Source organism: Ekhidna sp. (assembly GCF_040220215.1).
GTDB lineage: Bacteria > Bacteroidota > Bacteroidia > Cytophagales > Cyclobacteriaceae > Ekhidna.
This window is the reverse complement of sequence record NZ_JAVJTR010000016.1, coordinates 359502-376565: the sequence shown is the minus strand read 5'-3', so window position 1 is coordinate 376565 and position 17064 is coordinate 359502. Positions and strand designations below refer to the sequence as shown.

Annotated in this window: 8 protein-coding genes and 1 tRNA gene; 1 reads left to right on the top strand and 8 read right to left on the bottom strand. The window is 40.1% G+C overall.

Features of this window, described 5'->3' with window-relative positions:
• Positions 1–42: 42 nt before the first annotated feature.
• From RIC88_RS10280 to RIC88_RS10265, 4 genes are all read right to left on the bottom strand, one after another.
• Positions 43–1044: a hypothetical protein gene (locus tag RIC88_RS10280; RefSeq protein WP_350217455.1), complete on the bottom strand. Its 1002-nt coding sequence runs from the start codon at positions 1042–1044 to the stop codon at positions 43–45.
• An 18-nt stretch (positions 1045–1062) separates the two neighbouring features.
• Complete coding sequence (locus RIC88_RS10275) at positions 1063–2517, bottom strand: RagB/SusD family nutrient uptake outer membrane protein (protein WP_350217454.1); 1455 nt, start codon at positions 2515–2517, stop codon at positions 1063–1065.
• Positions 2518–2536: 19 nt separating this feature from the next.
• Positions 2537–5665, bottom strand: a complete 3129-nt coding sequence (locus RIC88_RS10270; RefSeq protein ID WP_350217453.1) for a SusC/RagA family TonB-linked outer membrane protein — start codon at positions 5663–5665, stop codon at positions 2537–2539.
• A 255-nt stretch (positions 5666–5920) separates the two neighbouring features.
• A complete protein-coding gene (locus RIC88_RS10265) occupies positions 5921–6664 on the bottom strand; it encodes a FadR/GntR family transcriptional regulator (protein WP_350217452.1) in 744 nt (247 codons plus the stop codon).
• Positions 6665–6947: 283 nt separating this feature from the next.
• On the opposite strand from RIC88_RS10265, the gene RIC88_RS10260 reads away from it, so the two are divergent.
• Complete coding sequence (locus tag RIC88_RS10260; RefSeq protein ID WP_350217451.1) at positions 6948–8732, top strand: glycoside hydrolase family 15 protein; 1785 nt, start codon at positions 6948–6950, stop codon at positions 8730–8732.
• On the opposite strand, the gene RIC88_RS10255 is transcribed toward RIC88_RS10260, so the two are convergent.
• The 4 genes from RIC88_RS10255 to RIC88_RS10240 all read right to left on the bottom strand — a co-directional run bounded on the left by RIC88_RS10255 (position 8722) and on the right by RIC88_RS10240 (position 17064).
• Positions 8722–10899, bottom strand: a complete 2178-nt coding sequence (locus RIC88_RS10255; protein ID WP_350217450.1) for a bifunctional alpha,alpha-trehalose-phosphate synthase (UDP-forming)/trehalose-phosphatase — start codon at positions 10897–10899, stop codon at positions 8722–8724. The genes RIC88_RS10260 and RIC88_RS10255 overlap by 11 nt on opposite strands.
• A 314-nt stretch (positions 10900–11213) precedes the next feature.
• A tRNA-Leu gene (locus RIC88_RS10250) sits at positions 11214–11295 on the bottom strand.
• 263 nt (positions 11296–11558) lie between these two features.
• Entirely contained in the window at positions 11559–15017 is a 3459-nt protein-coding gene (locus RIC88_RS10245) for a CHAT domain-containing protein (RefSeq protein ID WP_350217449.1), read from the bottom strand.
• Complete coding sequence (locus tag RIC88_RS10240) at positions 15001–17064, bottom strand: hypothetical protein (protein ID WP_350217448.1); 2064 nt, start codon at positions 17062–17064, stop codon at positions 15001–15003. The genes RIC88_RS10245 and RIC88_RS10240 overlap by 17 nt, the downstream gene beginning before the upstream one ends.

The window sequence follows — 17064 nt, the reverse complement described above, 5'->3', positions numbered from 1 at the left end:
ATATTAAAATCTTAATTGTACGTTTAATTGTGACGTTACAGGTTAGTTAACCGGATAAACTTTAACGTTATCTACGTAGACATCAACTGGTGTAATGGCCGACAGCATAATGGATACCAAACCGCTTTCTGGAGCAGTAAACTCTCCGGTAACTACCGTAAAGTTTCCCTTTCCTTTTCTCTCCGACACTTCCATGTGTAGGAGACTAGTTCCTCCACCTCGATCAGTTTGCTGATAAGCTTCCCAGCCATCGGTATAATGACCTGAAACAATATCGGCGATAACTACTCTTCCTTCAGCCGGATCGGTTGCAACATCATCTTTAATTGCATATTCGAATTCAAGGATGTATTCAACAGTACGCTCATCTGAGGAAGGGGACACAACAACTGGTTGATATGCAACTCTTGTGTTAGAAGAAGCTAAGCTTCCCACTGATCTCGTTGCATTCCATTTAGCACCTCTTGTTTTGGAGCCATTGTCAGATCCATCGTATAGTGTATTAGATCCATCAGAGCTTGACTCGAAACCGTTATTGTCCCACCCATTAGAAAATGAAATTTTCCAATTATCACTACCATCTTCAAAATCTCCATTCAAAACCGTTACCGGGAGCGGTACAAATTCATCAATTATTTCGATCTCAACCTCGATGGTATTTGATGCGTTATTCGCATCAAGAGCGGTCAAACTTACTGCATAGGTACCCTCTCCAGCTTCAAATTTCGCATATGTATTTTCAGCTGTAGTGGTTGTCTCTGTACCACAAACGATAGTTCCATCTTCATCTTCAACACATACCACACCATCGGGTCCAAAGTCCCATAAGTAATGGGTTGCCTCAGAAGACGTGTTAGTAAACCTAATTACCCTAAAATCCTCAGCAGTTGGGATACTCTCAAAACTAGCTGACGGAGGAGTTTCGTCAGGGATAGAACCTGGCTCTGGTAACTCAGGTCTAAACTCACAGCTCACAAAAGCCGCGGCAGCAATCGTCAAGGTTAACCTTAATGTTTTACTGATATTTATAATCATATTTTTCATAACTCACTTATTTAAATTTTAATAACCAAGATTCTGAGTGAGAAGGCCTCCACTTAGGTTGATTTCCCTTTGCGGAATTGGTAAGAACCTGGCGTTATTTATATCCCACACGTATCCCATTTCATCAGCATGGGCTGAAAGTACATTTTCAAATTCACCGAACCTCTTTAGATCAAAGTAGCGTTGATTTTCAAAGGCCAACTCTACCCTTCTTTCAGTCATCAAATCTTGTTTGGTAACTGAAGTAACTGTAGCTGTCAATCCCGCTCGATCTCTAACTGCTTGAAAAGACGCCAATGCATCCGGATCAACGGTAGCCGGAGCTCCGGCCATCGTCGCTTCCACATGTAATAGCAATACATCTGCATATCGAAGCGCTATGTAATCGTTACCGGCATTTCGTCCAACACCGTAATCGATGTTACCTGGCTCTATGACTGTACCTTCTGGTAAAAACTTGGCTACCTCATTCTCGGTGTTATCAAGCTCCCCATTAATATCTGTAATTGAAACAGCAGTTCTATTGCCCCCAATCGCAGCAAAATCATTATACAAATTTTCATTGACGATGTTTTGGCCATCATCTCTACCGGCCCGAACGAAAGATGTAAACTCAGCTGAAAAACCTTGACTTTCCTCAGCATTGCTCGATTGATATTGTATTGCAAAGATGATTTCATCATTCAATTCTGAATAAAACACATCATTATAATCCGACATTAAACTATATCCTCCAGCTGCAATAATGTCTTCACATAAAGCTTCCGCATCAGCATAATTAGGTGTTGCCTGAGATAAATAAACTTTTGCTAATATTCCCTGCGCTGCTGCCTTAGAGGCTCTAGATTTATGCGAATTGTCCAAGACATTGACAGCTTCCTGTAAGTCTTCAATGATTTGAGCGTAAACTTCAGCTTCTGGAATCCTGGTAAATAAAGCAGTCTCATTTGTAGGATCGATTGGTTCTGTAACTAAAGGTACATCTCCGTACAATCGTACTAATTTGAAATATGCATATGCTCTCAAAAATTTCGCTTCAGCTGTGTATCGTGCTTGATTGCTTTCATCAGCAACATCAACATAAGTAAGCATGTTATTTGCTCTGAAAATAACTTCATACATAGACTGATAATAATCTTCAGATTCTACATTTACCGCTTCTACTACATATCTGTGAAAATCAGACTTAGAACCTTCCAACGTAGCATTTCTGGTATTATCCGTTCGATGCTCAGTCAAAAGGTGCTCAAATTGAACGCCTCTATTAGCATTGCCAATATTCGTTTCTGTACTCTCGTTGGTCCCTTGCAGGGCATCATAAATGCCATATATACCAGCTAAGATGTCATCATCTGATGCAAAGAATGACTCCACAGATACTGCTGTATCAGGCAGTGGATTTAAAAAATCATCTCCACAAGAGGTGAAAGCTGTAGCTGCAACGGCAATTACTAAATATTTTAACTTTTTCATGATCAAATTCTTTTATTAATTAAAAGTCAACGTTTAGACCTAATGTGAATGTCCTAAACAGTGGCGTTCCTGCTCTCTGAGCTCCATAAGCTCTTGGATTATTATCATCGATATGTTCCGGGTTGAAACCATGGTAGTCAGACGCTGTTTTGTAAATCAAATTCTGTCCAGACACATACACTCTTAGTCCCTGCACTCCTATTTTTGTAGTCAGTCTGGCCGGCATATTATAACCAGCTGTTACATTTCTTAATGAAACATAATCTGCGCTTGCAATAACCTCACTGGTTAGTACTTTTTCCTGAATGAAAGACTCATGAGGCACCAAGCCATCAGCTACTGCTTGTTCAGCACCCCCCGATCGTGTGCTGTTACCAAACCAATTAAAGAAATATTGATCTCCTATATTATTCACTTGAGCTCCAAAACTCCCTTGAACCATAAAGGATAGATCAAAATCTTTGTAAGTAAATTCATTGGTTATGCTGGCCAATAAATCCGGATAAGGATCTCCGAGAATAGTCTTATCGTCCTCGGTAATTCTTCCATCACCATTTAGGTCTCGTACTATTACATCCTCTGCCTGACCATTAATTCTGTTCCATGGCTTGTCAACATAGGCTACCCTAAATTCAGCATCATTATATTTTTCGGTATCAACTACATAGCCATAAAAAGCAGATATAGGATTGCCGATTTTGTTAATCCATTGGGAATTTCTACCATACGTATCCTGAATCAATGCGCCATCTGAATCACCAAATGCCAGCAACTCATTTTGATTTGTTGAGCTGATCAAAGTGGTGCTCCATTTAAACCCATTTTGATTCATATTAATGGTACGCACCTCTAATTCCCAACCCTGATTTCGAACCTCGCCGAGATTAACAATTCCTGATGTAAATCCTGTGACATAAGAAACCGGATTCTCTAAAAGCAAGCTCTCACTTGTTCTTGAGTAAAAATCCAAGGATCCGGAGAATCTATTTTCTAAAAATCCAAAATCTATTCCGGGATTAAATTCTCTTGAAGCTTCCCATTGCAAAACAGAATTTGCAATGTTTAGTGGTGCAACTCCATTAACGACTTGACCATCAATAATAGCATTGGTATTATCTAATAAAGCCAGATAAGGCCATCTATTCACGACATCATTACCTACACTAAATCTCTCAGATCCAGTTTCTCCATAGCTTACACGAAGCTTCAAATTGCTAACAATATTATTTCCTGCCAGAAAGTCCTCATCAGCAACATTCCAACCCACTGATACAGCCGGGAAATTTCCGTATTTTGAGTTTGGACCAAACACGGAACTACCATCTCGCCTGAATGAGGCATTGAATAAATATTTTCCTGCAAATACGTAGTTTATTCGAGCGAAATAACCAATCTTATTATACAGGCTATTAATCTCGGCTGGTTCAGTAATCAGCGTTGCTCCTTCTAAGTTTTTGAGCAAATCATTTGTATAACCCACTCCTGTACCCTCACTAATATTGCTTCTTCTTTGTTGGATGGTAACACCAGCAAGCGCACCGAATTCATGATCACCAATATCCTTATTATAATTCAGGGTGTTATCAGATATAATTCTTGTTCGGAACCTGTTTTGCAAATAGTATTGTGATCTACTCGCACCAGCTGCATGGTAGTTGGTACCATCCCATCTTTCACGCTTTCTTTGCTCTACTGTTGTCGCTAGTGACGTTTTTGCTGTAAGCCCTTTAATGATATCTACACTTAGATATGTAGAGCCAAATAGAGTTGTTTCATACTCCCAGTGCTCTCTCTCTACATACTGTTGGTATGGGTTTGAGTCACCTGAAGTACGAGGACGTGTATCACTTCCATCACCGTCAAAGTCCAATTCAATCAAGTGGTTTTCCCAGAAGTAATCACCTACTCCCACATTCGGATATGATCCCCTATCTATTAATTGTAGGGTTGCTTCTGTATGATAAATAGGCAACCATGGTGATTGACGAGTAGGATTGTGTATGGATGTAGGTAAACTTCTTTGAGCTGAGTATGAAGGGTTCATGTTAATCCCAAAAGTGACTCTGTCATTAACCTTTGAATCTATTTTAATTCTCCCGCTATAAAACTTATAGTCATCAGTGATGATCACTCCTTCATCATGGAGGTATCTCAAAGACCCACTAAAGGTTGTTCTTTCGTTTCCACCTCTGGCAGATAATGAATGACTTTGGATATATCCACCATCGAAGAAAACGTCTTGCCAGTCTCTATCAACCCCAGTAAGTGCAACAATTTGCTGCATATATAGAGATTCTTCACTTAGCTCACCGGTTTGAGCTCTTTCGAAAGCAAGCCAGTCAGAAACACTCTTTCTATAATCATCACTACCATGGGCTTCTTTTCTACCCAGATAGGTTTGGTAGCTAAACTTCGTTTTACCGGCTTTACCACTTTTTGTGGTAATCATTATTACGCCATTGGAACCTTCACTACCATATATAGCAGCCGATGCAGCATCTTTCAACACTTCAAAAGATGCAATATCATTCATATCCAGGTTCGCAAGAAAATCAGAGTTTACAACGATACCATCTACAATAACAGCAGGACCAGAGTCAGCAGTCACTGAGCCCACGCCTCTAATCGTAATGGTAGGTGCACCTCCCGCTTCCGCATTTGTTGCTTGAATATTAACCCCCGACACCTGCCCAATTAGGGCATCATCAACCCTTGAAACAGGTAGCTGATCAAGCTTTTTATTCTCCACTTTTGAAATGGCTCCTGTGAGGTGAGATTTCTTCTGGGTACCATAGCCCACCACTACGACTTCTTCCAGTTCTTCAAGATTCTCTGAGAGAGTAACATCTATTGTACTTCGCTCTCCTACCGTAATTTCCTGAGTCTCGAATCCAACATAGGTGTAAACTAAAACAGCGTTTGACCCTACAGATACAGTATAGGATCCATTTACATTCGTAATAGTTCCATTGGCTGTTCCTTTTTCAAGAACAGTCACTCCCGGTATTCCGTCTCCATTTTCATCGACAACTGTTCCAGACACGGTACTCTGTGCCGTGGATAGTGTCGAAGTGCAAAGAACCAAAACCAAAATGAGAGCAACTCTCACCTTTAATTTAAGTTCTGCAGATTGTAAAATACTTTTCATTATTAAGGTTTTTAATTAATTAATTGATAATTACTAATCGGTTGCGAGTGGAAATGAAGGCCTTGCGAGAGTTACAGTAATATTGGTTAAAGCAGGTGCTTTTCGTATTTTTGCAACAAACTAAGGAGCCTGAGATAAATACCGATCGCCAAATTGATATCTTATTTTTTGCTCCACTCAAAGTTTAAGGATCAGCCCTTGGTTGGTCCTTTTTTTATTATAGTTTACTAGATACTCTCATGCTTTTATTATTAATTAGGTTAATGATCCATTTCCATTAAGCTTAATGCCGTCTTTAAGCGTTTTGACATATTCACTTATTTCTCTTAAATGCTCCTTCAAGGCTTCTCCAGCCTTGTCAGGATTTCTATCTACAATATGTTGTAAAAGTCGCTCATGTTGTTTCACCGCCAATTCAGCTCTACCTTCTCCGCATACATTATGCTTTTTAAAATATTGCATGATATCCGGAGTGATGATGAGCATCAATGAATTGAGTACAGAATTCTTGCCTGCTTCAGCAATCTTGAGATGAAATAGCAAATCTTCTTCAACTGCGTCTTGATTGTGCTCAATCTTCACTCGATGAGCATTCAATGCATTTTCAATTTCAATAATATCTGCGTCGGATCTATTTTCTGCAGCCAATTGAGCAATATTGGTTTCAAGTATCACCCTTGTTTCGACTAAAGACTTAAAATCTCGACCTTGAAGCCCGAGCATGTCAGTAATGAGACCTTCAAGTGCAGGTATGCCCATTCCGGCTACTACTGTACCACTTTGAGGTCTCGTTTTTAGAATACCATAGAACTCAAGCTTCTGAAGTGCCTCTCTGAGATGTGTACGACCAACTCCTAGTTTTTCACTCAACTTCCGCTCAGAAGGTAACCGATCACCTGCATTTAATTGACCAGAAGTGATCAAATCTCTAATCTGTTTGATAATTTTATCAACCGGTGACTCGACTTCTATTTGAGAGAAATTGTTGAGTATTTCCATCTATAAATTGATTAATTGGTCGACCAATTTATGGTGTACCAATTAAAATTCCAAAAAATCCATTGGTTTTTTATCAGATTTTTAATAAACAGGAGTTAAAAACGATTCTATTGTGGTTTTCGTAGTTTAATGATTCACCCATCAGTTAGTTGGACTGGTAAACAATTCCCGAAGTTTGATTTATTACATCTTTGGTTTAAGAAGATTCCCATAGAATTACACCATTATCTTAAAATTCTTCATCAATCCTCCATAATTTGAACGCTCATATCAGAATAGAATAATGGCGAGACACATCTATAACTCCGGAGTAATAGGCAATTGTGCATACACCGCACACATCCAGACTGACACAAATATTGCATGGATGTGTTGGCCAAGGTTTGATAGTAGTTTCATTTTTGGTGGCATGCTGGATGCGCAAAAAGGAGGAAGCTTTTCTATCACTCCCTCGGAAGGGGTAAAAAAATCTAACCAATACTATTTAGAAAATACGAATGTCCTTTGTACGGAAATAACAAGTGCTACTGGAAGATATAGAGTCACGGATTTCGCACCGCGATTTTTTCAGCAAGACCGATATTTCAAACCACTAATGCTGATTCGGAAAATAGAAAAGCTAAGTGGATCTCCCAATATCGTGGTATCATGCAAACCCCAGGGAAATTATGGGGATGTGACCCCAGAACATAGTTTTGGAAGTAATCATATTCGGTTCCTGGGGCTGGAGGCCTCTGTGCGACTGACTACCAATATCTCTCTGACCCATATCATGGACGAACAAAGTTTTGTCCTAAATGAGACCAAATATCTGGTTCTAACATGGGGTCCGTCACTGGAAGCGGCCCTCGAAGAAACCAGTGAATCCTTTTTAACCAAAACAACAAGATATTGGCAGAATTGGATCAAATCAGCCAACATTGTAAATTTCTACCAGCGAAAAGCCATCCGGTCAGCACTGATTCTCAAAATCCATCAGTATGAAGATACCGGTGCTATTGTGGCAGCAACGACCACAAGCCTTCCGGAAAGTCCAGGCAGCACCAGAAATTGGGACTATAGATTTTGCTGGATGCGGGACAGCTATTACACTTTGAACGCTTTCAATAATATTGGCCACTTCGAAGAGTCCGAAAAGTACTTTCACTACATTTTAAATACTACTTCAGAAGAAGTAGATCGGTATCAGCCATTGTATGGTATTGATGGAAGAAAAGTATTGACCGAGCAGGAATTACCACTAAACGGCTATCTCGATAATAAGCCTGTAAGGGTCGGGAATGATGCCTATACTCACATTCAAAATGATGTTTATGGTCAGGTGCTTGTCTCACTTCTCCCATTATTTAACGACATGCGAATTATTTTCGATGAGCGGTACAATACACCGGAGCTCATCTACAAGACATTGAAAATGATTGAAAAAACTTTTGATGAAAAGGACGCAGGTCTATGGGAGTTTCGAAACTTAGCTCAACAGCATTGCTATACTTATCTTTTTCATTGGGCCGGAAGTAGCGCCGCAATAAAGATTGCTCGAACGCTGAAAGACGATAAAATAGGCCAATTGGCAACAAAACTCAAGTCCAGAGCATCAAACATGATTGAGAAGTGCTATGTGAAAAAGAAAAAAGCGTATGCTCAGGCAGTGGGTGTTGATCGCATGGATGCCAGTAACCTGCAATTGATTCTAATGAATTACTTACCCGGTCATACCGAAGAAGCAAAAAACCATCTCAAAGCAATGGAAAAAGAACTTCACGCCGGAGATGGACTATTTTACAGATACCAACACAAAGATGATTTTGGAATGCCCGAAAGTACCTTTTTGATATGCGCATTTTGGTATGTGGAAGCGCTGGCGTGTGTTGGCCGAATCGATGAAGCACTATCTTATTTTGAGCAACTTAACAGCTATTCGAATCACCTGGGTCTGTTAAGTGAAGATGTAAATGCGAAAGATGGTAGCATGTGGGGCAATTTCCCTCAGGCTTACAGTCATGTTGGGTTATTAAATGCTGCGAGTAGAATTTCAAGAAAGCTAGATAAACCTGATTTTATCGATTGACCAGGAGCTCCAGCAGGGCCCGTATTTCTTTGTAATCTTTTACACGATACTTGGCAGAACTAGAAGCTGCGCCCACCTTGACCGTATGGGCTGAATCGGGCATGGCCATGAAGGTATCTTCATCCGTCCAATCATCACCACATGCCATAAAAAAGTCAAAATTATCTTGCTTTAGCCAAGAAGCGGAAGCTAGACCCTTATTCACATTTGAATTTTTTACTTCTATTACCATGTCGCCTTCCTGGACCTGAATATCCCTTTCAGAGGACACGTATTTCAGATGGCTCGTGAGCTCTCGTGATCTTAATTCACCAAGTCCCGTTTCAACTTTCCGATAGTGCCAAACGAGCGAGTAATCTTTCCTTTCTATGAACGAGCCTGGAGTCCGGTTTACATAGTTTTCAAGAATTGCATAAAACTCTTCCTGCCAGCTATTATCTACTTCAACAAACTTACGCCACTTGCCCCCTTGCTTTTTGTTCCATACCCCATGTTCAGCGATGAAGTCGACCGGAAAATCGGAAAGCCAGCCATGAAGAACCTGCCTGTCCCTACCGCTAATTATGACCACTCTATTCTTTTTATCTTGACATAAATCATATATCAGCCCTTTCAATTCCTTGTCCGGTCCGGCATCCAAAGGATTGGCCTTAAAACCAACTAGCGTCCCGTCATAATCTAAAAAGATGATGCGTTTTTTGCTTTTTTTATAGGCTTTAAGCATTTCATTCTTTATCAAATCAGTGAGTGGTTTTGTTTGTAAATTTTCCTGCTCTTCCTTCACATAGTTCAATCGCTGCATAAAGAGCTTAACCCAGGCGTGTATGTTGTACCTGCGTAATGAAGCCTGCATAATTTGCATTCTAGACTTCCTTTCGGCAAGCGGCATGGTCAGAGCCTCCTTCATAGCTTTGACCATCTGTCCTTCGTCATTGGGGTTAATTAGGATCGCATCAGATAACTCCTTGGATGATCCAGCCATTTCACTTAGGATCAACACTCCATTTTGGTCGAGCTTACTTGCAATATATTCTTTACAAACCAGGTTCATACCGTCGCGAAGTGGCGTTACCAGTGCCACATCAGCCATTCGATAAAAAGAGCTTAAAGCATGTAGCGGGAAGCTTCGATAGAAATAATGGATTGGGGCCCAGTTGATTCTACCAAACCGACCATTGATCCGCCCTACTAATAATTCAATCTCTGATTTTAAATTGGCATACATTGGTACAGAATCCCTTGAAGGAACTACCACCATCAATAGGGATACTTTTCCTACAAATTCCTGATTCTCAGCCAAGAATTTCTCAAAGGCTCCCAAGCGTTGCGCAATACCCTTTGAGTAGTCCAACCGATCAATACTAAGTATCAATTGCACTTCTCCTAACGACGTTCGATATCTAACTTCTCTCGATAAAGTATCCGGATGAGCAGCCGCATCAGCGTATTTGTCATAGTCGATCCCCATTGGCAAAGCATCTGCCATTACCAGCCGATTACCAACTTTCATACGTCCATTTGTATTGCCAATCCCAGCCAAACGATTTACTGAAGAAAGAAAATGTCGCATATCATCATAGGTATGAAATCCGATAAAATCTGAGCCCAACATCCCCTCCAGTAACTCTCTTCTCCATGGCAATAACCGAAAAGATTCATAGGATGGAAATGGTATATGAAGAAAAAAACCAATGCTTATATCAGGATACTTATTGCGAAGCAAAGTTGGAAGAAGTAAAAGCTGATAGTCATGTATCCAGACTGTATCTCCTTCCTCAATGACCTGCTCAAGCGCTTTTTCAAATTTTTTATTCACCTTTTGGTAGGCCGCCCAAAATGCATCATCATAAATAATGTATTGATTGAAATAATGAAAGTTGGGCCAGAGTGTCTCGTTGCTAAATCCTTCATAATACTCTTCAATTTCATTTTTAGTCAAAAAAACCGGTCGCATATTCATAGAAATCAAGCTATCTGTAATAGCTTCTCTCTCTTCACCCTTATTTACTGCAAGTCCTGGCCAGCCCAACCAGATGTTATCCCCGTCTTTATATACAGATCCGAGTCCTGTAGCTAACCCACCCTCACTAGGTTTTAATTCAAATTTCTTCTGGACTCGTTGAATTTTTACTGGCAGGCGATTCGAAACAATGATAGTCTTAGGCATACGAATAAAGATAGCGAAAAGCATTTTTAATGAATGAAGTCCATCTGATCAATGTAGCCTGCCAAACCAGCACTCTGCACAGTCAATCATACAAAACCCCTTCTCTTTTCAGCGCAGGGTTTGAGTACCTGAGGCCCAGAAGTTCAGTTTATACGGTGAACCGGTACTCGAGGAACTATCAAAACCAAAAAATCCTTCCCAGAAAACTGAAAAGGATTTATATCTAAGGCCGGACGGTCCGTCGATACGGGCGAACCGGTACACATTGGGGAACTACAAAAAAAAATCCTTCCCAGAAAACTGAGAAGGATTTGTACCTGAGGCCGGAATCGAACCGGCACTCCTTGCGGAACACGAGTTTGAGTCGTGCGCGTCTACCAGTTCCGCCACTCAGGCATTAAGTACTGGCTTATTTACTTTTTGAACTGTAAACCTTAAAATACTGAAGTTTACCAGTTCCCCGTCCGAATGGTTCATCCGGGCGGGCGCCACTCAGGCATCTTCCGTAAACGGTGGGCAAAAGTATCTAAACAAACATAAGATTGCAATAAAGAGTCAAGCCTTAATGTTTTTAATATCGCCAAATAGAAGTCTATTTCGGGAACCCACCCATGACCCTTCCAAAGGAAGGGATATATCTACCCTGATAAGGTCAAAACTCAACCTCCCAGCATCACAAAAGCACCCCAGTAGATTGGGTTTTTGTATTTCTTTTTGATTTTGCGTTGAGCATTCAGAAATGCCTCGCGCTTATTTCCATTCTTCAGATAATCTTTATAAAAAGTGGTCATCAAATCTTTGGTTGCCTCATCGTCTACTTTCCACAAGGACATCACCACGGATTTTGCACCACCCACGAAAAATGCACGCTGTAAACCATAAATTCCTTCTCCTGAAGCTATTTCTCCAAGACCGGTTTCACACGCAGAAAGCACAACCATTTCCAGATTGTTTAATCCAAGATTCATGATTTCATATGCAGTTAGGATACCGTCTTCTTCATCTGCTGTTTCCTGGGCATTGCTAACCCCGGCTAATAATAAACCGGAACTCAGCATCGGATCTTCGCTAGGTGCTTTTTCATCTTCCATGAAAAATCCATGGGTAGCAATATGCACCAACTCTCTATTGAGCTGTGATTTTACGGCCCCTTCTTTTGCTTCATCCTTTAGCAGCGTCTGACATTCTGCACCAGATTTTTCAATCAATCCCTGAATTTCCTTAATCTCTTCCTCCGTCCCCGGTAAATCAGAAACATTAGAAATCATGGCAAAACTTCTGGTTGTTCCTGCTATCGCAGTAGAACCCCCAATTTTATAAGACGGCCTTCCCACTAACAGCACTTTCTTAATCTCATCACTTTGATCTTCTGCCAGATTCAATGACAAAAAGTCTTTCGTAGAACTCAGCTGAACAATGGCAAGCTCATCAATCAAGTAATTTTTTGAGGAAGGATCATACAAAGTATTCACACTGATCTTATGATATATCCCATCCGGCGCATAGTAAATCTTCTCGATCCCATTTGCGAGCAAATAAGTATGTATTTTCTTCCAATAGAGATCAAAGGATTTTGGATCATCTACTTTGAATTTGATCGCATTCTTATAGGTCGCGAATCCCTTACTTTCGAATTCTGTTCCTTTCCCAATCACAATCACCTTTGGATATTGATTAGCTGCCGTTCCAATCAAAGCGGTATAAATACCTTCTCCGTTTAGCTCGGTTCTTATAATCTCTACGGTTGCTTCACCCGGAACTAATTTTTGTTTGATTTGAGCAAAGGCGGGTGCTTCGCCTCCAAACGATCCATCAAACTCTGCGGAACGTCGTGAAAGTTCTCTTTCAAGGTCATTGGTTTTCCGCAAAAGACTATCCAGCCTTGACTGACTTTTTTGCTTCAAATCACTTTTTAATGATTGAAGATCTGCTATCTGCTTCCTTGCAACCGTCCACTCAGAAAATAGCTTTATCAGTTCTTCATCGCCGCTATTAAAGATTTGCTCCCGTACTTTCTTTGTCGAGTTTAAAAGCATGCCTTTCGTACTCAATTCAAGGTTATACCAATCTTCTACTACTTCTGGTTTGATGCTACCTTCTTCATTGGTAGAACGAGCCACCACATAAACCTTGAAATTGTTGAGCAACTTCTGCTTCTCCTCTACAAATGTCTTTTTCTCGGATTCAGATAAGTACGTAAATGATTCATTAATCTCTTTTACCTGGGATTCTGCAAGCGATACTAGCAGTGGCTCAGCCAGATCATACTGATTGGTGGTTGTATAGAAATTAGCCAGGTTATTGACTGTTCTTATATATCCGGGATGCGTTTCTGAGTAGTATTTAGCGTACAGTTCCTTTGCCTTTTGCATTGCTTCCAAAGCTTCCTCATTCCTTTCCATGAGATCATAAAGTAGTCCTTGATTTGACAGTGCTGAGAGATACTGTGGGTGGTCCTCCGGAACGGTATATTTGAAGATTTTGATCGCCTCTTCATAATCCTTGAGCGCCCGGGTAAACTCTTCATTCTTCTGATAATAAACCGCCCGGTTACTTAACAAATTAGCATAACCGGGATGGTCTTTTCCAGAGGATTCACTTTGCCATTTAATGGCCTGGTTTAGTAAAACCAAAATAGAATCATTTTCTGAATCAGTTCGAGTCAGAATATTTGCCAGGTTCGTAGCTAATGCGACTCTCAGCCCCGATTCCTCATCCTTAGAAATACGCAAAGCTTCGCGGTAGTCGGACTCTGCTTTCGAATAGTTAGCCAGCGCTTCATATAAAGCCCCTAAACTGTTTAGCACCGATGAATACTCTGAGGAGCTAGTCATCCCCTCTCGAACTAAAATATCTCTGGCCTTGGACAAATACTTATCTGCGTCTTTAAAGTTTTGAAGCAAATACCTTTGATTTCCGAGCGACTGATAAGCAACAGCTAATTTTTCAGGATTCGAATTTGGGTTGGATTCAAGATCAGAAATGTAGTCTGAGAAGACTTCATCTGCTCTTTCAAACCTTCCCATTTCAGTGTGAATTTTACCGAGCTGTAATACCGTTTTTGTGTAACTGGCACTATCTGTAATATTTTGAGAGCGATGTGTGATGACAGATTTACTCAGGATATTAAGTTGCTTGTATTTTTCTCCCGTCGCTCCATACAGCTCCGATTGCTCCAGCAAAACCGAAATATAGGTTGGGGTTTCTTTATAAATTTCCTCTGCCTTGGTATAATACTTTTCTGCTACATCATACCTAAAAAGTAGCACAGCCAAACGAGCACTATTGATTACAAATTCTTTGGTGTCCAGTTTAGTTGCTTCACATTTCGCAACATTTTGATCGCACCATGAGAGCAGCTCAGAAGCTGACTCAAGTGCTTTCACATAATTTTTTTGATGAACAAAAACATTATAAAAATCCTTAAGGAAAAACGGGTATTCTTCCTTTTGGGACATGTACGGTTTTAAATCTTCATAGAAAATAGCGGCTTTTTCATATTTCTCTGAAGACATCAAAAGTGCGCTGTAATTTTCTGCAACATGTAAATAAAATGAGGTCTTATTTTCTCCCAATAAGCCCAGCAATTCATCATAGCTTTTTTCAGCAGCTTCCACATTTCCAAGCTTACCCTGCACATAAGCCAAGTCGTCAAGGGATCTTGCATATAGTTCATCCGGCTGCCCTATAATTTCACGATGAGTTTTCACTGTTTCCTCGAGTACATTTCTGGCTTGCTCGGCAGAATCACAATTCAAATAATAGATTCCAAGGTTTCGATTAGCCGAAAGTGTAATTGGATCACCTGGCCCGTAAATCTCCTCCCGCAATGCTATATCTTCCTTACTTCGCTGAATGGTATTTTCACAATCGCCCAGTTGATAAGCTATAAATGCGAGTTTTGAAGAAAAGAAAAGCTTGACAGTATCCTGTGAAATTAGAGATGTATTTGCCAATGATTCCTGTAGCTCAATCAGCGTACCATTGGCTTCTTCAAATTCTCCATCGCTAATTAAGGATTCTATTCTGTTTACTTCTGAATTAAAGTCAACCTGCTGCTGGGCAAAAAGCCCTCCAACAAAAAGCCACAGTAGTAGTGTACTAAAAAATTGTTTCATGTATGATTTCCCCTTCATAATTCAATAATGCATATACAATTTCATCATCTGAGAAGGAGTTAAGCGACACTAAAGTCATGTACTCGTTATCGTTTTTAATAATGGCAGGCTCCTTCAGTTCAGCATCAAAGCTATAGGTTATTTCTTCTAAAACTTTAGCCTGTTTTTCGTCATAGACAGAAGCGGTGATGGTAGATCCTTCATCCATACGATTATAGGTGAAAATCCAAAGCGATTGTTCTTGCCTGATCATTCCGGCATATTCGCCTGTTAAGTTTATGGTGCTGACTGCTTCAACTTTGCCATTGAAATTTACCTGAGACAAGGTGAAATTTGTGCTTCCTTGTTGCAAAACAGTCGCACTCCCCTGCAGTTGATTTACCAGCACATTTTGTATCGGATCACCGGATCTTAGAACCGCGGTAAAGTATTCACTGCCATTCGAAGTGAATTGAGAAATCCAGCTTCTTCCTTCCGTTCCTCCAATCATAAGCGAGCTATCGCCTACTATTTTAAAATAAGATGCCGTGCTATTCTTATATGGTTTAATCTCCCATTCTTTCTGATAATCTTCACCCAAAGGAATAGCTCCGACAAGCAAATTTTCACTGCCTCTCTGTCCCATAAATACATGTAGACTATCATTCAGGTTAAGTTTTTTTGATGTACAAAAACTTCCTTCCTGAAATGCGCCGGGAAGCAAAAACACACTATCTGCCTCATAGCATTCTGAAATGGAGTCAGTACTAAACGTTTGAATTTTCATGTTAGCTATCAAACCCTGAAGCTCTGTCTTAAAAGATTTGTAGTTCTCGTCCTTTTGATTTCCTGCAAATACAGCGCTTCCATTTTCTCCAGGCATCATTTCATCAAAAAACCACTGAAACGTTTCCTGACCATGTTCGGAAGATATAATTGAACCATTGAGGCTGTCCGCTTTCTGGAAAGAAGTGTAAAGGTTTTGATAAATACGTCCTTTACGGGAAAGGAAATCGTCTGTTGGAGGCACATCCAGATCATTACAGTTTCGTTCATAAGTAAGCTTATTCCCATATTCCAATTTTGATATGAGGTATTGAAAAATATCAATCAACACCGATTCATTATCATATTTGGTAATTAGGTTGATTATTCTTTGAAATTTAAGATTATCAAGCTCTGCCTGAATACACTCATCGCCATTGATCATTCGATCATTGGTAGCCATGAAAAATTTGTATGCCGTTTTGATCTCTTCCTGCAATCCATCAACCTCCACCTTCAAAAGATTTAGAAATCGATCTGACCATTGTTTATAGTCCCAGACATCAATGTTATCCGCTAAGAAGTTGGCCGGAGTTATTCCATTCATCCGGAAATGATCAATCTTCCGCTTATTAATATTTACTTTTCGCTTTTTCTTATACGGCAGCTGCTGATAGAGATCCCGATAAAGTTCTATGTGGTACATCGAAGAATCAAAACTTACACCTACAGACTTTACGGCAATTTTGAGAGAATCATCTGCTTTTAAAAACAGCTGCCTTAGGTTATCGGCACTTGTGTTAATGTCAATGAACCCTTCTCTGGCTTTTAGGTAGTGATAAACCGCTCGATCATAATTTTCAATTAACTCTTCATATCTCACAGCATAATTTTCAACATCCTCATAACTGCTTTCTATTTTATTTACTCCCATTCGGGTCACCGAATCCTTGTCTTTCAAATCCGGAACATCGTACCAATCCGGAAAACGTGAAACCTCTTTCTCATCCAGGTAATTCTTAGCAAGTCCGAAATTGGTTTTTGCATTGTAAACTCTCTGACGAGAGGCGACTCTTTCAACAATTGGATCCAGGGTAGAGAAGTTATCCAATTCCATCTTTGCAAGCTGATAATACACATTTGCAAACTCCACATTTTCCTTTTGGAATTCTATCAGCTGATTATAAAACACCTCTTTGTTAACGGTAGATTTTTCACTCAATATCTTTTTGAAAGCACCTGTCTGGGCAAAGGCCGATGCACAGGAGAGCATTAGAATAAATAATGAAACTTGCTTTTTCAT

Coding starts and splice junctions, on each gene's coding strand:
- RIC88_RS10255 (WP_350217450.1), bottom strand. CDS start 10,899: ATGCCTAAGACTATCATTGTTTCGAATCGCCTGCCAGTAAAAATTCAA.
- RIC88_RS10280 (WP_350217455.1), bottom strand. CDS start 1,044: ATGAAAAATATGATTATAAATATCAGTAAAACATTAAGGTTAACCTTG.
- RIC88_RS10245 (WP_350217449.1), bottom strand. CDS start 15,017: ATGAAACAATTTTTTAGTACACTACTACTGTGGCTTTTTGTTGGAGGG.
- RIC88_RS10265 (WP_350217452.1), bottom strand. CDS start 6,664: ATGGAAATACTCAACAATTTCTCTCAAATAGAAGTCGAGTCACCGGTT.
- RIC88_RS10275 (WP_350217454.1), bottom strand. CDS start 2,517: ATGAAAAAGTTAAAATATTTAGTAATTGCCGTTGCAGCTACAGCTTTC.
- RIC88_RS10270 (WP_350217453.1), bottom strand. CDS start 5,665: ATGAAAAGTATTTTACAATCTGCAGAACTTAAATTAAAGGTGAGAGTT.
- RIC88_RS10260 (WP_350217451.1), top strand. CDS start 6,948: ATGGCGAGACACATCTATAACTCCGGAGTAATAGGCAATTGTGCATAC.
- RIC88_RS10240 (WP_350217448.1), bottom strand. CDS start 17,064: ATGAAAAAGCAAGTTTCATTATTTATTCTAATGCTCTCCTGTGCATCG.